The organism is Kitasatospora sp. NPDC058190 (genome assembly GCF_042883685.1).
GTDB lineage: Bacteria > Actinomycetota > Actinomycetes > Streptomycetales > Streptomycetaceae > Kitasatospora.
In genome coordinates this window covers 46,721-67,890 of sequence record NZ_JBHVVI010000030.1, presented here as the reverse complement: position 1 = coordinate 67,890, position 21,170 = coordinate 46,721, and the positions used below count along the sequence as shown (strand labels likewise).

Genomic DNA, 21,170 nt, shown 5'->3' with positions numbered 1-21,170 from the left:
ACAACCTACCGGGCGGGATCGGCGCGGGTGGCGCCGGTCCCGCCTTTCAGTGTGATTGTCAGCTTGTTTCGCGACGAACTGTCACGGAGTTACGACAACCAGTCGTCGGCGGAACGGGTCGGGACGGTTCCCGGGGCCCGTTCCGCCGCGGCCGTTCTCAGGCCTCGACCGGCGCCGCGTCCAGCCGGGCGACCAGGGCGGTCACCTTGCGGGCGATGTCGGGGGCGTTCAGGCCGATTTCGGACAGGATCTCGTTCCGGCTGGCGTGGTCCAGGAACTCCTGCGGGATGCCGAAGTCACGCACCGGCAGGTCCACGTCCGCGTCCCGCAGCGCCTGCGCGACGGCCGCGCCGACGCCGCCGGTACGGCCGTTGTCCTCGATCGTGACGACCACCCGGTGCTCGGCGGCCAGGCCCGGCAGGGCCGGGTCGACCGGCTTGACCCAGCGCGGGTCCACCACGGTGGCGGTGATGCCCTGGGCGGCCAGCAGGTCGGCGACCTCCAGGCAGGTGGGGGCCATCGCGCCGACCGAGACGATCAGCACGTCGGCGCGGTGCGCACCGCTCGGCTCCTCGGCGGCGCGCAGCACGTCCATGCCGCCGACCTTGGCGACCGCGGGGACGGCCGGGCCGACCGTGCCCTTGGAGTAGCGGACCACGGTCGGGGCGTCCTTGACCAGGACGGCCTCGCGCAGCTGGGCGCGGACCTGGTCCGCGTCGCGCGGGGCGGCCAGCCGCAGGCCCGGGATGACCTGGAGGATCGACATGTCCCACATGCCGTTGTGCGAGGCGCCGTCCGTCCCGGTGACACCGGCCCGGTCGAGCACGAAGGTGACGCCCAGCTTGTGCAGGGCGACGTCCATCAGGACCTGGTCGAAGGCCCGGTTGAGGAAGGTCGCGTAGACCGCGAACACCGGGTGCAGGCCGTTGGTGGCCAGGCCCGCCGCGCTGGTGACGGCGTGCTGCTCGGCGATGCCGACGTCGAAGATGCGGTCCGGGAAGGCCTTGGCGAAGGGGGCGAGGCCGACCGGGTGGAGCATCGCGGCGGTGATGGCGACGATGTCCTCGCGCTCGTGGCCGAGCGCGACCATCTCCTCGCCGAAGACCGAGGTCCAGTCCTTGCCCGAGCTCTTGACCGGCAGGCCGGTGTCCGGGTGGATCACGCCGACGGCGTGGAAGCGGTCCTCGTCGTTGTTCTCGGCGGCGTGGTAGCCGCGGCCCTTCTCGGTGAGGCAGTGCACGATCACCGGGCCGCCGAAGCCGCGCGCCTTGGTCAGCGCGGACTCCAGGGCGGTCAGGTCGTGGCCGTCGATCGGGCCGATGTACTTGAGGCCGAGGTCCTCGAACATGCCCTGCGGGGCGATGAAGTCCTTGAGGCCCTTCTTGGCGCCGTGCAGCGTCTCGAACAGCTGCTGGCCGACCACCGGGGTGCGCTGCAGCGCGTCCTTGCCCCAGGACAGGAAGCGCTCGTAGCCCTGGGTGGTGCGCAGCGTGGCGAGGTGGTTGGCCATCCCGCCGATGGTCGGGGAGTAGGAGCGCTCGTTGTCGTTGACGACGATGACGATCGGGAGGTCCTTGGCGTCGGCGATGTTGTTGAGCGCCTCCCAGGCCATGCCGCCGGTCAGCGCGCCGTCGCCGATCACCGCGACGACCGGGTCGTTCTTGCCGAGCAGCTGGTTGGCCTTGGCCAGGCCGTCGGCGTAGGAGAGGACCGTGGAGGCGTGCGAGTTCTCGATCACGTCGTGCTCGGACTCGGCGCGGGACGGGTAGCCGGACAGGCCGCCGCTCATCTTCAGCCGGGAGAAGTCCTGGCGGCCGGTGAGCAGCTTGTGGACGTAGCTCTGGTGGCCGGTGTCGAAGAGGATGCGGTCGCGCGGCGAGTCGAACACCCGGTGCAGCGCGATGGTGAGCTCCACCACGCCGAGGTTGGGGCCGAGGTGGCCGCCCGTCTTGGAGACCTCGGTCACCAGGAAGGTCCGGATCTCCTGGGCCAGTGCGGCCAGCTGTCCGGGCGTGAGCCGGTCGAGATCGCGCGGTCCCCGAATGCGGGTCAGCAGGGCCACCCGTTCCTCCTCGTTCAGTGTTCGCGGACCGCGGACGGTCCGACGGGCGTCGCTGCCCGGTCCGGCGGCAGGCCGGCGGTCGCGGTCGGTGCCGACCGGTCGAGTCTAATGTCCGCTTGCCGGACACCGACCGGCACGCCCGGTGCCACCGACGGGTTACCGCCATTCCGGGAGGTGGGGCTGGGGGTGTGCGTCAATGCCGTGTTGACGGATGGGTGTTCTGGTCGAGCGGGCCGACTGCCGTCCACCCGGGAGCCCTCAGTGGCGGCCGAGGGCTCCGGACTCCCCCATCTCACTCATCACCAGGGCCAGCGCGCCGAGCACCTCGGCCCGGCCGCCGAGGGTGCCGGGAACGACCGAGAGCTGGCGGGCGGCGCTGGGGATGGCGTAGCGGGCGACCGAGTCGCGGATCGGGGCGAGCACCAGCTCACCGGCCTCGGCGAGGTCGCCGCCGAGGATCACCCGGCGGGGGTTGAGCAGGTTGCACAGGGTGGCCACGCCCGTGCCGATCTGCCGGCCGGCGTCGGCGATCACCCGGCGGCAGCCGAGGTCGCCCTGGTGGGCCAGCTCGACCACCCGGGGCAGGGTGAGGTCGGGGCCGAGGGTGGAGCTGAGCAGCGAGAGCAGGTAGCGGGAGCCGACGAAGGTCTCCAGGCAACCCCGGTTGCCGCAGCGGCAGACCGGGCCGGCCTCGTCCAGGGTGATGTGCCCGATCTCACCCGCCGTGCCGCCCGGACCGCGGTAGATCTGGCCGTTCACCACCAGCCCGGCGCCGACGCCGCTGGCGATCTTGATGTACGCCAGGTCGCTCAGACCACGGCCGGCGCCCCAGACCAGCTCGCCGAGCGCGCCCAGGTTGGCGTCGTTGTCCACGTGCACCGGCATGCCGAGCCGCTCGGCCAGCTCCCGGCCCGGGGCGATGCCCGTCCAGCCGGGCAGGATCGCGGTGGAGCCGAGCGCGCCGGTCTCCACATCGATCGGGCCGGGCACGCCGAGACCGACGCCGATCACCTTCTCCGGGCGGAAGCCGGCCTGCTCCAGCAGTCGCTCGACCATCGCCTCGGCCCGGTCGAAGCCCTGCGCGGCGGAGACGTCCACGTCGATCGGGGCGCTCTCCTCGGCCAGCACCCGGTGCGCCAGGTTGCCGACCGCGACCCGCAGGTGGGTGTGGCCGAAGTCGATGCCGACCACGATGCCGGCGTCGCCGCTGAGCGAGACGCTGCGGGCGCGGCGGCCGCCGGAGGAGGTGTCGGCGACCACGACGGTGCCGCTCTCCTTCAGTTCCCGCACGATGTTGGAGACGGTGGCCGCGGAGAGGCCGGTGCCGCGGGCGATCTCGGCCTGGGTGAGCGAACCGGCCATCCGCACCGCCCGGAGCACCCGCTCCAGGTTCGCCCGGTGCAGGGACGACTGCGAGCCCGGTGTGTCCGTCGACATGATCCACCCTCCCAGGGCGGGGATCCCTCTGGCGGGCGTCCCCTTCAACTCCTGAAGCCTACGGCGCGGGGGTCTGTCGTGTGGGGGGTGGCTCTCGGGAGGGTGGGCGGCTGGGGGCGGCTGGGGGGTGGGGGTCCTGGGGGGCGGGTGGGTGCGGGAGCGCGGGGGCGCGGGGGTGGGGGCGCGCGCTGGTGCTGGTGGCGGGGCGGCCGTGGCGGCGGCGTGGGTGGCCGGTGAAAGTGTTGCGCGGTCACGGCCCGTGGGGGCGGGGTTCGGCGGTACTGGCGACGGCCGAAAACCACCCACCACTAGCATGGTGCCGAATCTCACCCGTCCCACCGGGCCGCGGACGGTACCGGCCGGGGGACGCTTCCAGACATGACGGGGAATCAGATGGCAGGGGATCACCCTACGCCGGGCGCGGGCGAAGTGCCCGGCAATGGCCCGCAGGAGAACCGGGGCGTCTCGTTCGGGCGCCCGGCAAACGGCGGCGTGGATCCGGCCGCCGTCGCGGACCAGATGACGCAGCTCGACGGCTCGGCCGTTCCGGGCCAGGCCGGACCGCCGGCCCAGCCGCCGGCACCGCCCGCGCAGCCGCCGGGCGGCGTCGACTACGCGGCGTACGCACCGACCGCGGCCGGCATCCCCGCCCAGGCCCCGCCACCGCCGGGCGGTGCGCCGATCGGCCCGTACGACCCGGTGCCCGGCGGCTACGCCGCTCCGGACGCCTCCCAGGGCTACAACGTCGGCGGGTACAACTACCAGCAGCAGCCCGGGTACACCTACCCGAGTGCGCCGCTGCCGGCCGCGCCCGCGCGGCGCAACCCGGTGATGCTGTGGGGCGGGATCATCGGCGGTGTGCTGGCGATCGCCATCGTGATCGGGCTGGTCGTCCTGCTCCAGCCGAACGACCCCAAGCCCGACCCGGGCCCGGGCCCCGGCCCGGTCAGCTCCCCGGTCGCCCACGGTCCCCTCGACAGTCCGACCGTGAACAGCAACTCCAGCAACAACCCCCCTGGCGGCGGTGCCACGTTCAACGTCGCCTGGACCGCCGCCAAGCCCGCCACCAACAACGCCACGAACGAGATGCTCGCCATCTGGGGCACCGACAAGTACGCCGTCCGTGTCGACGGCGACGGCATCAAGGCCTTCAACCTCAGCGACGGCAAGGACGCTTGGAAGATTCCGACCCCGGCCGGCAGCAAGCAGCTGTGCAGCGCCTCGTACACCTCCAACTCCAAGAACATCGCCGCCGTCTCCTTCAACACCGGTGACAGCGACTGCTCCACCGTCGGCGCCGTCGACCTCAACCAGGGCAAGCTGCTCTGGACCGTCAAGGTCTCGGCCGACAAGGTGTACGAGCCGACCCTCAGCATCACCGACAACGTGGTCGCCGTCGGCGGCAACGTTGTCGGCGGTCTGAACATCAACACCGGCCAGCCGGCATGGTCGTACCAGCCCCGTGACAAGGACTGCAGCCTGCGCGCGAAGGCGGCCGGCAACCAGATCGCGGTCAGCGACAGCTGCTACAGCGTCAGTCCGAAGTCGCAGCTGGTCATCGTGAACGCCGACAACGGCAAGCCCACCAGCTCGCCGATCACCCTCACCGGCGACATCGAGGAGGTCGGCAAGGTCCTCGATGACAAGCCGCTGGTCCTGCTGATGTCGAACGGCCCGCAGGGCGACTACGTCCTGCCGTTCGACAAGGACAACAAGCCGGGCAACCCGATGTCCGTCAAGGAGCCGGGCTCGGACAGCCTGAGGCTGTCCGGCCAGAACGAGTCCTTCACCCTCAACGCGGTCAGCGGAACCACCCTGTACGTCCAGGTCAGTCCCACCAACCCGGCCATCAACGCCTACGACCTGACCACCGGCAAGCGCCTGTGGTCGGCCAACGGGGGCTCCGACAAGGGGATCCGGCTGGTCACCGGCACCGACAAGAACGGCAAGGTCCGGGCCATCGTCGAGCAGGGCTACGACAAGCCGTCCCGCCTGGTCACGCTGTCGCAGGCCGACGGGTCGATGACCGACATCGGCACCCTGGCGAACCCGAACGGGAAGTTCGACCTCAGCACGAGCACCTCGGTGTACTACATGACCGACGACAACACCTCGGTGTACTCCTTCCCCCGTTACATCGGCTCCGACGAGGGTCCGGTGATCAAGTGGCGGAAGTGACGTCGGGCGACTGACGCCTCCGTCACGGGCGGGGCGGACACGGGCTTCGGCCCGGGTCCGCCCCGCCTGCGATTTTCCGGTGGGCTCGACCGTTGGGCATGCGAGGATTCGGTCCATCAGCCTGACAAAGGAGTGCAGCGAGTGCCCGGCACCAACCTGACCCGCGAGGAGGCCCGCACCCGGGCCGACCTCCTTCGGGTGGACGCGTACGACATCGAGCTCGACCTCGGCTCGGCCCGCGACGGTGGCACCTTCCGGTCCACCACCGTGGTCCGGTTCGCCGCCAACACGCCCGGCGCGGACAGCTTCATCGACCTCGTCGCCCCGAGCGTCGAGGAGATCACCCTCAACGGCGCCCCGCTCGACCCGGGCAGCTTCGCCGACAGCCGCATCCCGCTGCCGAACCTGGCCGCCGAGAACGAGCTGCGCGTGGTCGCGACCTGCGCCTACACCAACACCGGTGAGGGCCTGCACCGGTTCGTGGACCCGGTCGACGGCGAGACCTACCTGTACACCCAGTTCGAGGTGCCGGACGCCCGCCGGGTCTTCGCCAGCTTCGAACAGCCGGACCTGAAGGCCACGTTCGCGTTCACCGTGACCGCCCCCGAGGGCTGGGTCGTGGTCTCCAACGCGCCGACGCCGGAACCGGTCGGCGAAGGTGCCACCCGGGTCTGGAAGTTCGAGCCCACCGGCCGGATCTCCACCTACATCACCGCGCTCATCGCCGGCCCGTACGTGGGCGTCTTCGACGCCTACGAGAACGGCGAGCAGCGCGTGCCGCTGGGCGTCTACTGCCGCCCGTCGCTGCGCGAGTTCCTGGACGCCGAGGCGATCTTCGAGGTCACCAAGCAGGGCTTCGACTACTTCCAGGAGAAGTTCGACTACGCGTACCCCTTCCCCAAGTACGACCAGCTCTTTGTCCCGGAGTTCAACGCCGGCGCGATGGAGAACGCGGGCGCCGTCACCTTCCGTGACCAGTACGTGTTCCGCTCCAAGGTCACCGACGCCGCGTACGAGTCGCGCGCCGCGACGATCCTGCACGAGCTCGCCCACATGTGGTTCGGCAACCTCGTCACCATGGAGTGGTGGAACGACCTCTGGCTGAACGAGTCCTTCGCCACCTTCGCCGAGGCCGTCTGCCAGGCCGAGGCGCCCGGCTCCCGGTGGCCGCACTCCTGGACCACCTTCGCCAACCAGATGAAGACCTGGGCCTACCGGCAGGACCAACTGCCGTCCACCCACCCGATCATGGCGGAGATCAACGACCTGGAGGACGTCCAGGTCAACTTCGACGGCATCACCTACGCCAAGGGCGCCTCGGTGCTCAAGCAGCTGGTGGCGTACGTCGGCCAGGACGCCTTCTTCCAGGGCGTGCAGGCGTACTTCAAGCGCCACGCCTGGGGCAACACGCGGCTGAGTGACCTGCTCGGGGCACTGGAGGAGGCCAGCGGGCGCGACCTCAAGGCCTGGTCGAAGTCCTGGCTGGAGACGGCCGGCATCAACGTGCTGCGGCCGTCCGTCGTGTTGAACACGGACGGTGAGATCGAGTCGTTCGCGGTGCTGCAGGAGGCCCCCGCGCTGCCGACCGGTGCCAAGGGCGCGGCCGTGCTGCGGCCGCACCGGATCGCGATCGGCCTGTACGAGCTGACGGACGACGGTTCGCTGGTGCGGACGGAGCGGATCGAGCTGGACGTCGACGGCCCGCGCACCGAGGTGCCGGAGCTGGTCGGGCGGCACCGGCCGGCCGTGGTGCTGCTCAACGACGACGACCTGTCGTACGCCAAGATCCGGCTGGACGAGGACTCGATGGCCGTCGTCACCGAGCACCTCGGCGGCTTCACCGAGTCGCTGCCGCGCGCGCTGTGCTGGGCCTCCGCCTGGGACATGACCCGCGACGGCGAGCTGGCCACCCGCGACTACCTGTCGCTGGCGCTGTCCGGCATCGGTCGGGAGAGCGACATCGGCGTGGTGCAGTCCGTGCAGCGCCAGGTCAAGCTGGCCCTGGACGCCTACGCCGACCCGCAGTGGCGCGAGCAGGGCCTCGCCCGCTGGGCAGCCGCCGCCGAGGAGCACCTGCGCGCCGCGGAGCCCGGCAGCGACCACCAGCTGGCCTGGGCCCGCAGTCTCGCCGCGGTCGCCCGGACGGACGGCCAGCTGGGCCTGCTCGCCGGGTTGCTGGACGGGTCCGTGGAGGTCAAGGGCCTGGCGGTGGACACCGAGCTGCGCTGGACGCTGCTGACCCGGCTCTCGGCCACCGGGCGCGCGGACGACTCGGCGATCGCCGCCGAGCTGGAGCGGGACAACACGGCGGCGGGCCAGGAGCACGCGGCCACCTGCCGCGCCGCCCGGCCGACCGCCGAGGCCAAGGCGGAGGCCTGGGCCTCGGTGGTGGAGTCGGACAAGCTGACCAACTACGTCCAGGAGGCCGTGATCGCCGGCTTCCAGCAGTCGGACCAGCGGGAGCTGCTGGCGCCGTACGCGGCGAAGTACTTCGCCGCCGTCAAGGGCATCTGGGAGACCCGCAGCCACGAGATCTCGCAGCAGATCATCGGCGGGCTGTACCCGTCGCTGCAGGTGTCGGCCGAGACGCTGGCCGCCACGGACGCCTGGCTGACCGAGGCCGAGCCGGCCCCGGCGCTGCGGCGCCAGGTGGTCGAGGCGCGGGCCGGGATCGAGCGCGCGCTCAAGGCCCAGGCGGTGGACCGGGCGGCGGGGGCTCGCTGACCGGGTGTCGGGAACGCCTGAAGGGGCGCCGGACGGGATCGTCCGGCGCCCCTTCGGGGTTGTGCGGGTCCTGGTGGACGCTGGGTCCTGGTGGACGCGACGGCTACTTCTTCTTCTTGCCGTACGGCATGCCCGCGAGGGCCGCGATGACGGCGAAGGCCACGAGCGGGAGCAGCACGTACAGGCCGATGGTCTGGCCGACGCTCAGGCCAGGACCCGGGTCGTCACCGTCGTCCCTGGTGAGGGCCATGGCGGGCGACGACAGCAGCATCATCAGCGTGACCGTTGCGCAGACCGCGCCGGCTCGCAAAGCGTTCCTCTTGTCCACGTTTCCAACTTACCCGCCGCTTATGGGAGGGCGCGCGTCGGGGTCGGCCTTCCGGTCCGCGAGGCCCGTCCCGGTCAGCGGCCGGGGTCGCGCGGGCCGGGCGGGGCGAGGAGGTGGGCCAGCAGGCGGGCGGTCGGGACGGCGGCCAGGTGGTCGAGGGTGACCGGGTCGCCGGCGCCGTCGGCGACCGGCAGGCGCCAGTTCGGGTACTGGTCCCAGGTACCGGGCAGGTTCTGCGGGCGCGGGTCGCCGACCAGGTCCGGCAGCCACACGCCGACCAGCTCCGCCGGGGTCGCCCGCAGGAAGCGGTACAGCACCGGCATCGACAGCGGCTCGCCCGGGGTGAGCAACCCCAGCCCGGTCAGCTCGGCCCGCCAGTCCGCCAGCTCCGTCGCCGCCTCCTCCTGCTCCTCCCCCAGCGGCCGGGCCAGCAGGCCCAGCCGGTGCCGCAGCTCGACGTGCTCGCCGGAGAGCCGGGCCGCGGTGCTCGGCAGGTCGTGGGTGGTGAGGGTGGCCAGACAGCCGGGCCGCCAGCGGTCCGGGGCGAGGATGCCGCCGTCCGCCTGCCAGTCCCGCTCGAACCAGAGCACGGAGGTGCCGAGGATGCCGCGCGCCGCCAGCTCCTCCCGGACGCCCGGCTCGACCGTGCCCAGGTCCTCGCCGATCACCGCCGTCCCGGCCCGGTGCGCCTCCAGGGCCAGCACGCCGAGCATCGCCTCCGCGTCGTAGCGCACGTACGCGCCCTCGGTCGGCGGGTGCCCGGCCGGGACCCACCAGAGACGGAACAGGCCCATCACGTGGTCGATGCGCAGCGCCCCCGCGTGCCGGGTGGTCGCTCGCAGCAGTTCCGCGTACGGGGCGTAGCCGGCCTCGGCCAGCGCGTCCGGACGCCAGGGCGGCAGGCCCCAGTCCTGGCCGTGGGCGTTGAAGGCGTCCGGCGGGGCGCCGACCGAGATGCCGCCGGCCAGGACGTCCTGGAGGGCCCAGGCGTCGGCTCCGTCGGGGTGGACGCCGACGGCCAGGTCGTGGATCAGGCCGACCGGCATGCCCGCCTCGCGGGCACTGCGCTGGGCGTGGGCGAGCTGCTGGTCGACCTGCCAGGCGAGCCAGCGGTGGAATTCCACGCGTTCCTGGAGTTCCTTGGCGGCCTGCTCGACCTGTGGGCCGTCCGGGTGGCGCAGGCCCTTCGGCCAGTGGTGCCAGTCGGGGCCGTGCGCCTCGGCCAGGGCGTTCCAGAGCGCGTGCCGGCGCAGCCACTCGCCCTCGCGCCGCTGGTACGCCTCGTACGCCGCCTGACGGCCGGGGCCGCGCGGCACCTCGTGCAGCAGCTCCAGGGCCTCCCGTTTGAGCGCCCAGACGGCGTCGCGGTCGATCAGACCGTCGTGGCCGAGCACCTCGTCGCGCAGCCGGGCGGCGCGGCGGGCCAGGTCGTCGGCCTGCCCCCGCTGTGCGGTGTTCAGGTAGGCGTACTCGGGGACGGCCTCGATCCGCAGGTGCACCGGGTCGGCGAAGCGGCGGGAGGACGGGCGGTACGGGGACGGGTCGGTGGGAGTGCCCGGGGCGCCGGGCAGCGCCTGGTGCAGCGGGTTGATCTGCACGAAGCCCGCACCGAGCCCGGCACCCGCCCACTGGGCCAGCTCGGCGAGGTCGCCGAGGTCGCCCATGCCCCAGGAGCGGGAGGAGAGGACGGAGTACAGCTGGGCGAGGAACCCCCAGTTGCGGCCGGGGAGTCGGGGCAGCTGCTGCGGGGCGACGACGAGCGGTGCCGTTGCCGTCGCGCCGTTGCTCTCCGCCGTGAGCGTGTGCCGCCCGAGCGGCAGGTCCGCGGGCAGCCAGTGCGAGTGACCGCGCGGCAGCTCCCAACTGCCCCCGCCCTCCAGCTTCACCCGCAGCCGGGCGTCGGCGGGCACGTCCAGCGCGGTGCGCCGCCCCTGCCGGACCACCACGCACGGCGGCAGCAACCGGGCCTGCTGCTCGGCCCGGTGACGCTCCAGCGCCTCCCGCACCTCCTCCGGCGTCCCGGCCGCCACCCCCAGTGCCGCCAGCACCGCCACCAGCGTCCGCGCCCCCACCGCCTGCCCACTCGGCCCCGGGTACCGCGCATCCACCCCGTACGCCTGCGCCAGCGCCACCAGTTCGGCCGGCGGTGGCGGCGCGTCCTGCGGCGGCACCTTCAGCCCGTCGGCTCCGTCACTGTCGTGGTAAGCGGCCACTCGCGGCTCCTGCGATGTCTCGGCAACGCCCGGTCAGGACTCCCAAGTCCTACCCGGGTGACGACCCGAGCACGCTGCGCGACACGACCGTACGGGGTGGATCGCAGCGGGCCACCGCGGTTCGATCAGCGGCGCCGCCGAGGCCTGCCGGAAGGACCGGAGAGCGCTCGTGCGGATGCCGGTCACGCCCCTCTGGCCCTCCCGGAGGTCCGGCTGACGCGTCGCCGCACGGTGTCGCCGGTTCCGGCCGTCGCGGGCGCCCTCCGATCACGGGTTGGGGAGCGGGATGAATCGGGGCAAATTCGACATAGCCGTCGACGACGTTGACACCGGGTTGGGTAGCTGGTGGGGTTGCTCGCGTTGTGGTCCAGGCCTGTCGAGGAGGCTCCTGTGCAAGCCCGTGTGTCCGTTGTGGCCGGGCGGCGGCTGCGGCAGCAGTTGGAGCAGAGTCCGGCGCTGCGGGAGGTGCTGCAGCATCCGGCGGCGCTGAGTGCGCGGCGGGCCACCGCGCGGACGTGCCGTCAGCTGGCGCCGAGGACCGCGGACCGGCTGATCGCCGATCTGAAGGGGACGGAGCCGCTGTTGGCATCGGTTCGGGCGGAGCGTGCGGCGGGGCGGCCGGGGCGGCGGGCGATGCAGATCGCGGCCGGGGTCGCGGCCGCGGCGGTGGTCGGCGGGCTGCTGGCCGGGCCGCTGCCGGCGGCGGCGTACGCGGCGACCCCCGGGCCGGACGTGGTGAGCAGCGCGCCGCAGACGCCGCTGGGCAGCATGACGAACCCCCAGGTGTTCCCGCACCCGCAGGAGCAGACCGTGGCGGGCAAGGCCGTCACGGTGCCGGCCGCGGTCACGCTGGTGCCCGCGCCCAGGGTGGACCGGGGCGCGGTGGACGCCGTGCGCGAGGTGCTGACGATCGCCGGGGCCACCTCGGTGACCCCGCAGCCGGACGGCGGGACGCCGGCCGCCGGCTCGCTGGTGGTGTACGTCGGCGGGGCCGCCGAGGACGCCGGCGGCGAGGTGGACCGGACGCTGCGCCAGCTGGCCGCCGCGGCCGGCTCCAAGGACGGCGTCGCGCCCTCGACCGAGGGCATGACGGACGGCGGCTACGTGCTGGCGGCCGGTCAGCTGCCCGCCCAGGGCGGCGGGACGTACGGCGCGGTGGTGCTGGCGGGCGTGGACGCGGCCGGCACCTTCTACGCCGCGCAGAGCCTGCGCCAGCTGCTCGCCGCCGTACCGGCCGGGCAGGGCCAGGGACCGGGCGCGGCCGGGCTCGGGCTGCCCGGGATCACGCTGCGGGACTGGCCGAGCGGCGCGGCGGTGCGCGGCACCGCGGAGGCGTTCTACGGCACCCCGTGGACCGCCCAGCAGCGGCTCGACCAGGTCGACTTCCTGGGCCGCTCCAAGCAGAACTTCTACCTCTACGCCCCCGGTGACGACCCGTTCCGGCTGTCCCGCTGGCGCGACGCCTACCCCGCCGCGCAGCAGTCGGAGCTGCGCGAGCTCGGCGACCGGGCCCGGCAGAACCACGTCACCCTCGGCTACGCGATCGACCCGGGGCAGTCGCTCTGCTTCAGCTCCGAGGAGGACGTCAACGCGCTGGTCTCGAAGCTGGACGGGCTGCGCAAGCTCGGCTTCACCGCCTTCCAGCTGCAGTTCCTGGACGTCAGCTACGACGAGTGGCACTGCGACGACGACCACGACGCCTACGGCAGCGGTCCGGCCGCGGCCGCCAAGGCGCAGGCCGCGCTGGTCAAGAAGGTGCAGGACCGGCTGATCGCCAAGAACCCGGGCCTGGCGCCGCTGTCCGTCGTCCCCACCGAGTACCACAAGCAGGGCACCACGCCGTACCGCAAGGCGCTGGCCGACGCGCTGCCGAGCGGTGTGCAGGTGGCCTGGAGCGGCGGCGGGGTGATCCCGGAGAAGATCACCGGCGCCCAGACCTCCGACACCGGCAGCCTGTACGGGCACCCGCTGGTCACCATGGACAACTACCCGGTCAACGACGCCAGCCCGGACCGGCTCTTCCTCGGCGCCTACACCGGCCGCGATCCGGAGGTGGCCACCCGCTCGGCGGTGCTGCTGACCGGCGCGATGCAGCAGCCGGTGGCCTCCCGGATAGCGCTCGCCACGGCCGGCGACTTCGCCTGGAACCCGACCGGCTACAAGCCCGACGACTCCTGGCAGGCCGCGGTGCGCTCGCTGGCCGGGCCGACCGGCGGCGCCGCCACGCCCGCCGGGTCGGCGCTGTCCGCGGTGACCGCACTCGCCGGGAACAGCACGTCCTCGCCGCTGTCCAAGCAGGAGTCCGGCTACCTGACGCCGCTGCTGGACCGGTTCTGGGCCGCCGCCGAGCCCACCTCCGGCGCCACCCCGGACCTCGCCAAGCTGATAGAGGCCGCGGCCCCGCTGCGGGACGCCTTCTCGGCGATGGCCACCGCCCAGCAGACCCTGTCCGGCACCCAGGCCACCGCCCAGCTGGCCGCCGAGGCCGGGCCGTGGCTGGGCCCGCTGAGCAACTACGGGCTGGCCGGGCAGGCCGCGCTGGACATGCTGCTGGCCCAGAAGGGCGGCGACGGCGCGGCGGCCTGGAAGGCCCGGGTGCAGCTCAACGGGCTGCGCGCCCAGCTCTCCCAGTCCCCGGCGACCATCGGCGCGGGGGTGCTCGGCCCGTTCCTGGACCGCGCGGTGCGCGCCGCCGACAACTGGTCCGGCGTGGTCAGCGGCGGGGTCACCCCGACCACCAGCATGGGCACCGCGCACGACCACCTGCCCGCGCTGATGACCGACGGCCAGGCCGACACCTTCTACTGGAGCTCCGCTCCCCCGCAGCCCGGCGACTCGGTCGGCGTGGACCTGGGCGCCGGCCGGCCGATCACCGGTGTCACCGTGCTGATGGGCGGCTGGGGCAACGGCCCGGACGCGCAGACCGCCGTGGACGACTACATCCGCGACGGCGTCCTGGAGTACAGCACCGGCGAGGGCGGCTGGAAGCAGCTCGCCGTGGTGAAGAACCAGAAGACGGTCAGCGCCCAGCTGCCGCCGGGCACGGTGGTACGGGCGGTGCGGCTGCGGGCCACGGCCGCGCAGAAGACCGCCGTCGCGGTGCGCGAGTTCACCGTCACCGCCCCCGACGAGGCCCCGGCCAGCGTCTCCGGCGGGCCCGACGCGCTGCCCGGCTCCTCGGCCGCGGCCGTGCTGGACGGCAACCCGGACACCGCGTACCGCGCCGCCAATCCGCCCACCGCGCAGGACCAGCCGCTCACCGTCGAGCTCGGCAGCGCCCGTCCGCTGGACCGGCTGACCGTGCTCACCGACCCGAACGTGCACGCCACCGCCACTGTCGCGGTGCGCCGCTCCGACGGCACCTGGACGGACATCGGCACCGTGCAGCCCGGCTACAACGAGCTGCCGGCCGGCGGACAGCTGGCCGATGCCTTCCGGCTGACCTGGAAGCCCGGCGGCGACCCGCCGGTGGTCAACCAGGTGATCCCCTGGTACTCGGACGTCCCGGCGGCCCGGCTCAGCCTGGCCGACCCGGCGCTGGACGTGGTCACCGGCGCGCCCTCGCCCGCCAAGACCCAGGCCACCGTCGAGGCCGGCCGCCCCGAGGGCACCACCGGCGAGCTGCGCGCCGAGGTGCCGGCCGCCGCCAAGGGCCTGGCCGTTACCCCGGCCGGCCCGGTGACCGTGCCGCGCGGTGGCCGGGTGGGCGTGCCGCTGCTGGTCACCGCCGCGCCGGGGACGCCGTCCGGGACGTACCAGGTGCCGGTGTCGTACGTGGCGGGCGGCACCACCGTGAAGCAGGTGCTGCAGGTGCACGTGGTGCCGCCGACCAGCGGGACGGACCTGGCGGTCGGCTCGACGGCGACCTCCTCGGGCGACGAGACGCCGTCCTTCCCGGCCTCGGCGGTCGCCGACGGCGACCCCAAGACCCGCTGGTCCTCGCCGGCCAAGGACGACGCCTGGGTGCAGCTGGAGCTGCCGCAGCCCGTCCACCTGGGTGCAGCGGTGCTGCACTGGCAGGCCGCGTACGCCTCCTCGTACAAGCTCCAGGTCTCGCCGGACGGCAGCACCTGGACGGACGCGGCGGTGGTGGACAACGGCAAGGGCGGGGACGAGACGGTGCGCTTCGACGCCTCGAACGTCCGGTTCGTCCGGATGCAGGGCGTGGCGCGGGCCACCAAGTTCGGCTACTCGCTGTTCGGCATCGAGCTGTACGCCGTCACCGCGCCGGCCGCCCCGCCGCAGCCGCCGGCCGCCCCGCCGACCCAGCCCGTCCCGCCGAGCCAGCCCGGGCAACCCGGCCAGCCGGGCCCGGGGCAGCCGGGGGTCGCGGCCACCACGCCTCCGGCGGCGCCGCCGAAGCAGTAGCGCCCGGCGAGCCGAAGGGGCGCGCCGGTGCCGAAAGGGAGAAGCGAGGAGGCCCCGAGGAACGAGGGGCATCGGAGCGCCGACCGTCGGCACCGGGTCGGAGCGCCCCGGAGGCGAGCCGGGCCAAAAAAAGGGGGGCGGCGAGCCGGGCCCAAAATAAAGCGGCGGGCCGCCGGGCTCCCCAGTGTGGGGGGCGCGGCGGCCCATGAGGCGCGTACCGACGCTGTGACGGGCGGGCCCTTGTGGTGCTTCGGTCAGGCGGAGAGCGGTTCGGGCTGCTCGCCGCGGCGGACGGGGGCGGGGTGGGCGCCGTGCGCCCGGCCGATCGGGACGGAGTGGTTCGGCTCGGTATGGTCGTGGTGCTCGTACTCGCCCCACTGCGGGGCGCGCAGCTGGTCCGAGCCGCCGTAGGGCTCCAGGTAGGGCCGCCAGCGCGGGTCCTTGATCCCGGTGCCGATGATCCGCCAGGCGAGGCCGCTGGGCGGTGCGGGCGGGCGCTTCATCCGCCAGCCGAGTTCGGTGAGGTGGCGGTCGGCCTTGGTGTGGTTGCAGCGGCGGCAGGCTGCCACCACGTTGTCCCACCGGTGCTGGCCTCCCCTGCTGCGCGGGATGACGTGGTCGACGCTGGTGGCGGCGGCCCCGCAGTAGACGCAGCGGCCGTGGTCCCGGGCGAACAGCGCCCGGCGGGTGAGCGGGACGGGCCCGCAGAAGGGGACCCGCACGAAGCGGGTCAGTCGGACGACGGACGGCGCCGGAAGGGCGCTGGTGGCGCTGTGCAGAGTGACTCCCGAGTCCTCCAGGCTGACCGCCTTGTGGTTGAGGACCAGGATGAGTGCGCGGCGCATCGATACGACGCCGAGTGGCTCGTAGGACGCGTTGAGGACCAGGACATGCGGCACGGATGCCTCCTTGGACGCCTGCGGCGCGTGGCTCGCGCCGGGACGAGCGGTTGGATCGCACAACGAGTGCGCGATCTCCCCCAGTGTCGCCTTACGCCTTTGTGCGGCGCCACCACTCCTGTGTAACGGACCCGACATGAACCCCGGGTGTGGCTTGTGTCATACCCGGTATGCCCTGGGAGGGGTCGGGTTGCACCACGGCACCGCCGGGGCACGGCGCGGCGTCCCGCCCGGGGGACGGCTCGGCCGGTCGGAGCAGCGCCCTGGCCCGTACGGCGGCCTGCCTGGGCCGTTCGGGGTCGGTCCGGGTGGCGCGGGGGCGATGCATGAGGGGAGCGCACCGGGGCGTTGACGGGGCGTCCGGGATCCTCCGTACGCCCTTCGACGTGTCCGGGCGGGCGTTCGGCAACGGATAGGCTGAGGCGCACGGTCCGCGGGCCGCTTGCGGCGGCGCGGGCCCGTCACGCCCCCAGCAAGGAAGGTCCCGCACGTGTTCCGCTCCGGCGCCACCGGTCTGACCGACGCGTCCTCGACGCTCTCCACCCCGACGCCGGCGCCCTCCCCCACCGCGCCGGAGCTGCCACAGCTGCGGATCCCCACCAGCGCGCAGGAGGTCACCGACACCACGAAGCAGGCGGCCAGCTGGTTCGACACGCACTGGCAGAGCTGGCTGGCTGGCGGCCTCCAGATCGTCCTCATCATCGTGCTCGCGATGGTCCTGCGGGTCGTGGTGAGCAAGCTGATCACCCAGCTGATCGCGCGGATGGCGCGCGGTCACGAGCACCACGAGGAGAGCCGGCTGGGCGGGCTGCTGGCCAACCACGGGGTGGTGAACCCGGAGCGGCGCCAGCAGCGCTCGGAGGCGATCGGCTCGGTGCTGCGCAGCATGGCCTCGTTCAGCATCCTGGGCACGGCGGCGCTGATGGTGCTCTCGGCGCTCGGGGTGAACCTGGCGCCGCTGCTGGCGAGTGCCGGTGTGGCCGGTGTGGCGATCGGTTTCGGCGCCCGCAACCTGGTGACGGACTTCCTCTCCGGGGTCTTCATGATCATGGAGGACCAGTACGGCGTCGGCGACGATATCGACACCGGGGTGGCCACCGGCACGGTGCTGGAGGTCGGGCTGCGGGTGACCAAGCTGCGCGGGGCCAACGGCGAGATCTGGTACATCCGCAACGGCGAGGTGAAGCGGATCGCCAACATGAGCCAGGGCTGGGCGACCGCCACGGTGGACGTGCAGGTCGGGTACAAGGAGGACCTGCAGCGGGTCGAGGGCCTGATCCAGGAGACCGCCGAGTCGCTGTCCAAGGAGGCGCCGTACGACGAGCTGGTCTGGGCGCCGGTGTCGATCCTGGGCGTGGAGTCCGTGGCGGCGGACTCGGTGATGGTGCGGGTCGAGGCCCGGACGGCGCCGGGCAAGGCGTCGCTGGTGTCCCGGGCGCTGCGCCAGCGGCTGAAGTCGGCCTTCGACCTGGCCGGGATCAAGGTCAAGGAGGAGGCCACGGCGGTGGCCACCGGGGTGGCGATCGCGGAGCCCTCGCCGCCGTCGGCGCTGTCCGACCCGACCTCGCCGCGTTACCGGGCGGCCGAGCCGATCCCGCTGCCGAAGCCGCCGGCGGACGACCCGACGATCGCCAAGCCGTAACGGTTCAGCACGACGGAGAGCCCTGTCCCCACTCCGGTGGTTCCCAGTGGCAGCCACAGAACGGGGGCGGGCCCTCCGCTGGAGGTTGAGGGCGGCGGGGGTGCGAGTTGGTCAGGAGGTAGCGGGACAGGGGTATCAGATCGGCTGAATACACTTTCCCTACCGAGGGACCGGCGGAAGGTTCGTGAGCGTGCGCAGAGCCTGATCATGCGCGCGGAAGCCGAAGCTGATGAGGGTGACGCGCTCTCCGGCACTGAGCGGCGTCCGGCCGTGCGGCGTGAGCGCGCCGTCGAACACGGCACAGTCACCCACGCCGAGATCGCATTCGAGATAGCCGTCGGCGTTGATGAACACGGTGGTGCTGACCCTGGGCGCACCGGTGAGGCGAGCGCGCTTGAGGCAGAGGATCAGGTTGGCCTCACCGAAGCCGGACTCGTCAACGTGGAAGTCGAGGAACTGCCCTACCTCGTAGCCGATGTAAACACCGGTGTGCGGCTGCTCGACCTCCAGGCCGGTGGACCGTGCTACGACTGCGGCTAGATCGATCTGTGCGGCGAACCGGTTCGCGGCGTCGCCTACGGGCGCGTTCCACTTGCCGTTGTGCAGGTATCCACCAGCGGCGACGGCTTTCTCGGCCTCCATCGCCATAGCGGCGATCAGCTCAGCGGGAAACGACTGATCACGCAGGTGGCGCGGGTGCACGCGCTGGTGTGCGGTGAGCCCGCGCACAGCGTCCCGGAGGTTGGGGAAGTCCCCCGCCCACCGGGCCGGCGTCCGGGCCGTGGTGCGGGACTGGAGCCATGAGGTCCACCGACCGCTCCACCGGCTCGGTGCCGCGATGTTTGCTGCTGATCCGGCGACGTCGCCAAGCAGCAGCTCGACCCGGTCGAGTGCGGCCTGCGTGGACTCGACCAGCCCGGCGTCCCCCTTGGCGATCCGCAGGCGCAGCGCTTCTTGGAGATGGGCCTGGGCATCCGCGAGGTCACCGCGCGGCGCTCATCGGTGTGCTGGACGATCTCGTAGTCCGTCAGGTTGATCTCGTTGGCGATCTCGCTGGGAAGCTCGGCGTCGAACCACTCGAAGTTCGCCCCGGCCACGTTCACGGGTTCGCTGCGAAGGGAACGGGCGTGCTCCGCGTAGGGGGTGCCCGACTTCACCAGGCGCTCCATCAAGGCGAAAGGGAGAGCCAACTCGGCACCCTCCTCGCGGAGCCGGGTCAGCACCGGATCCTTCCGGTCGAGGTCAAAGAAGGAGCCGACGGGGACACGGGCGGCGATGGCGGTCTTCAATGCGGACTCTCCTTGGTTGGGGTGTGTGCGACGCCGAGCGGCGGGTCGGCTCGGATGATCACCCTCGCCGACCCGCCCATGCCGTCAACTAACCGGCATCACTTGGGGACTGCGGTCAGACCTCGGTACCCACCGGGGCGAAGTCGCCGTCCGGGACCTTGTGGTCCAGGCGGCGGGTCAGGGACTCGACGCCCGCCTCCGGGGCGAAGTCGCCGTCGGGGACCGAGTGGTCCAGGCGGCGGGTCAGGTTGGTGACCTCCAGGTCACCGGGCTGGATGGTGGCGGTGCTCACGTGCCTCTCCAATCGGGTTGGTTCTGCTCGCCCGGGTGCGGGTGCGCAGTCCTGCGGGGTGGTGCGGCCCGGCCCGTCAGACCTTTCCGACGGACCGGGTCTTGTGGGGCGCTCAGGGACGCGGGTGTCGGCCAGAAGCGGCCGGAGGCGATGAGCGCCGTTGTCTCTACTCGCTCTTCGGCTTGTCGCCGTTGTGGTCGCCCGACCCGTTGCTGGTGCCGTTCTTGTCGTCCATGCCGTGCACTCCTTCCGATTCACCCGCTGAGAAGCGCGGGGCTGGTGGGCTGCCGAAGGCCGGCGTGCGCAGCCAGGAAGCCTCCGAAGAGGCAGCCGACCCTGCGCGACAGCGAGTAGTCGCACCGTCACTCCGACAGGCAGGGACCAGTTGACCGCCGCAGCGAGATCAACGGCTGATCACCGGCGGACTTTTCGACGGACTTTTTCACACGCGGGCCTATGCACGGTCAGCAGCCCGCGGGCTACCGTCTGCGATGTGGAGACCCAATTCACCCACCTGTGCACCGAGTTCGGCTGGAGTAGCCCGGCCCGGTTCAGACAGGTGTACGCCTCGACGGCGCGCAAGCTCGGAGAGGACGAAGAGGTGAGCAGCCGCCAGTACCACCGCTGGCGTCAGCCGGTACCACCGTGCCCTCATCCGGCACGCCAGCGGGTTCTCGAAGCGATGTTGGGTATCCCGTTGGAGCAGGCGGGTTTCACCGTGCCGCCACACCGTCGATCAGGACCACCACCCACGCCACGAGAAGAGTCAGAAGACGTGAACCGCCGATCCTTCATCGCCCTGGCCGGCGGTGCCACCGTGTCCGCCGGGCTGACGCCGCCGCGAATCGGGACCGAGACCGTCATGGACCTGCGGGCCGGGCTCACTTCCTTGTACGGGCTGGACGATCGGTTTGGTGGTGCGACAGTCGGCCCCCTCGCCCAAGCTCACCTCGCTCGGGTCGAACGGCTGATCGCCACCAAGAGTTACCCGAGTACGATCGGCCGTCAGCTCCGACTGATCGCAGGGGAGACTGCGGAACACGTGGCGTGGCTGGCCTTCGACGCTGGCGACAACGTCCGGGCCAAGAAGCATTGGAAGCACGCACTCACCCGAGCCGAGGAGCTGCAAGACAACTCACTCGCCGTAGTGGTGATGGCGTCCATGGCGCTGATGAGTCTTCGAGAACGCGAGCCTGGCACCGCACTCGATCTCTCCCGCGCCGCACAGTCGAAGGCCGCGTCGTGGGCGCCTCCCTCGCTGATGTCCATCCTGATGACCCGGGAGGCCCGCGCTCACGCGATGATGGGCGACCCCGTCAGGGCCCGATCGACTTTGGCGCAGGCGACTCGCACCTTCGAGCAAGAACGCAACGAGCGACCGGTACCCGACTGGACGGTGTTCCACGGGCCGGCGGAGTTGGCGCTGGCGCAGGCATCCCTCTTCACGGAGGCGGGGCACCACAAGGCGGCCGTGGACTGGCTGCGGCGCTCGCTCCAACACCAGGAGACGAACTACGCGCGAAACGAGGCACTGGTGCGGTTCAGCCTCGCCGGGGCGCTCGCGCAAGCAGGTGAGGCCGAGGAGTCGGCCCACGAACTCACCTCGGGAGCCGTCCTGCTGACCGAGGTGTCGTCCGGCCGGGCGCGCACATCGATGGAGGAGGCGCACTCCCACCTGAAGCTGTTGAATCCCTCCCTGGCCGCTGCTAGCGCCGCCCACCTGATCGCCTAGAGGAGA

13 protein-coding genes are annotated in these 21,170 nt (G+C 72.5%); 5 read left to right on the top strand and 8 right to left on the bottom strand.

Annotation, left to right across the window (positions count from 1 at the left end; genetic code table 11):
* Positions 1-157: 157 nt before the first annotated feature.
* Both dxs and ACFVWU_RS16490 read right to left on the bottom strand, forming a co-directional pair.
* Positions 158-2,062: a 1-deoxy-D-xylulose-5-phosphate synthase gene (gene dxs / locus ACFVWU_RS16495; RefSeq protein ID WP_387620771.1), complete on the bottom strand. Its 1,905-nt coding sequence runs from the start codon at positions 2,060-2,062 to the stop codon at positions 158-160.
* Positions 2,063-2,320: 258 nt separating this feature from the next.
* Positions 2,321-3,499 (bottom strand): ROK family protein, encoded by a 1,179-nt coding sequence (locus ACFVWU_RS16490; RefSeq protein WP_380614155.1) that lies wholly within the window; start codon positions 3,497-3,499, stop codon positions 2,321-2,323.
* A 378-nt stretch (positions 3,500-3,877) separates the two neighbouring features.
* Here ACFVWU_RS16490 and ACFVWU_RS16485 point away from each other — a divergent pair, with 378 nt between their 5' ends.
* Positions 3,878-5,677: a PQQ-binding-like beta-propeller repeat protein gene (locus ACFVWU_RS16485; RefSeq protein ID WP_387620767.1), complete on the top strand. Its 1,800-nt coding sequence runs from the start codon at positions 3,878-3,880 to the stop codon at positions 5,675-5,677.
* Between the two features lie 141 nt (positions 5,678-5,818).
* Complete coding sequence (gene pepN, locus ACFVWU_RS16480) at positions 5,819-8,401, top strand: aminopeptidase N (protein ID WP_387620765.1); 2,583 nt, start codon at positions 5,819-5,821, stop codon at positions 8,399-8,401.
* A gap of 103 nt (positions 8,402-8,504) precedes the next feature.
* Here the strand turns inward: pepN and ACFVWU_RS16475 are convergent, their stop codons facing one another.
* The gene (locus ACFVWU_RS16475; protein ID WP_387620762.1) at positions 8,505-8,729 is read right to left on the bottom strand and encodes a hypothetical protein; all 225 of its coding nucleotides are present in this window, start codon (positions 8,727-8,729) and stop codon (positions 8,505-8,507) included.
* 74 nt (positions 8,730-8,803) lie between these two features.
* Positions 8,804-10,942: a 4-alpha-glucanotransferase gene (gene malQ, locus ACFVWU_RS16470; protein WP_387620759.1), complete on the bottom strand. Its 2,139-nt coding sequence runs from the start codon at positions 10,940-10,942 to the stop codon at positions 8,804-8,806.
* Positions 10,943-11,332: 390 nt separating this feature from the next.
* On the opposite strand from malQ, the gene ACFVWU_RS16465 reads away from it, so the two are divergent.
* Positions 11,333-15,310 (top strand): beta-N-acetylglucosaminidase domain-containing protein, encoded by a 3,978-nt coding sequence (locus ACFVWU_RS16465; RefSeq protein ID WP_387620757.1) that lies wholly within the window; start codon positions 11,333-11,335, stop codon positions 15,308-15,310.
* Between the two features lie 254 nt (positions 15,311-15,564).
* Here ACFVWU_RS16465 and ACFVWU_RS16460 read toward each other — a convergent pair whose 3' ends face one another.
* A complete protein-coding gene (locus tag ACFVWU_RS16460; protein WP_380614149.1) occupies positions 15,565-16,209 on the bottom strand; it encodes an HNH endonuclease in 645 nt (214 codons plus the stop codon).
* Between the two features lie 577 nt (positions 16,210-16,786).
* Here ACFVWU_RS16460 and ACFVWU_RS16455 point away from each other — a divergent pair.
* Positions 16,787-17,851: a mechanosensitive ion channel family protein gene (locus tag ACFVWU_RS16455; protein WP_387620792.1), complete on the top strand. Its 1,065-nt coding sequence runs from the start codon at positions 16,787-16,789 to the stop codon at positions 17,849-17,851.
* Positions 17,852-18,010: 159 nt separating this feature from the next.
* Here ACFVWU_RS16455 and ACFVWU_RS16450 read toward each other — a convergent pair whose 3' ends face one another.
* The 3 genes from ACFVWU_RS16450 to ACFVWU_RS16440 form a co-directional block, all read right to left on the bottom strand.
* Positions 18,011-18,499, bottom strand: a complete 489-nt coding sequence (locus ACFVWU_RS16450; protein ID WP_387620753.1) for a hypothetical protein — start codon at positions 18,497-18,499, stop codon at positions 18,011-18,013.
* Between the two features lie 8 nt (positions 18,500-18,507).
* Positions 18,508-19,140 carry a hypothetical protein gene (locus ACFVWU_RS16445; RefSeq protein ID WP_387620750.1) on the bottom strand — a complete coding sequence of 211 codons (633 nt, stop codon included), beginning with the start codon at positions 19,138-19,140 and terminating at the stop codon, positions 18,508-18,510.
* Positions 19,141-19,255: 115 nt separating this feature from the next.
* Entirely contained in the window at positions 19,256-19,432 is a 177-nt protein-coding gene (locus ACFVWU_RS16440; RefSeq protein WP_387620748.1) for a hypothetical protein, read from the bottom strand.
* A gap of 493 nt (positions 19,433-19,925) precedes the next feature.
* Between ACFVWU_RS16440 and ACFVWU_RS16435 the strand changes: the two genes are divergently transcribed.
* Positions 19,926-21,164, top strand: coding sequence for a hypothetical protein (locus ACFVWU_RS16435; protein ID WP_387620745.1), 1,239 nt, complete (start codon positions 19,926-19,928; stop codon positions 21,162-21,164).
* The last annotated feature ends 6 nt before the right edge of the window (positions 21,165-21,170 follow it).

Excerpts from the sequence above, each read along its gene's own strand:
- ACFVWU_RS16485 (WP_387620767.1), top strand. The coding sequence starts at position 3,878 with ATGACGGGGAATCAGATGGCAGGGGATCACCCTACGCCGGGCGCGGGC.
- ACFVWU_RS16490 (WP_380614155.1), bottom strand. The coding sequence starts at position 3,499 with ATGTCGACGGACACACCGGGCTCGCAGTCGTCCCTGCACCGGGCGAAC.
- ACFVWU_RS16450 (WP_387620753.1), bottom strand. The coding sequence starts at position 18,499 with ATGGCGATGGAGGCCGAGAAAGCCGTCGCCGCTGGTGGATACCTGCAC.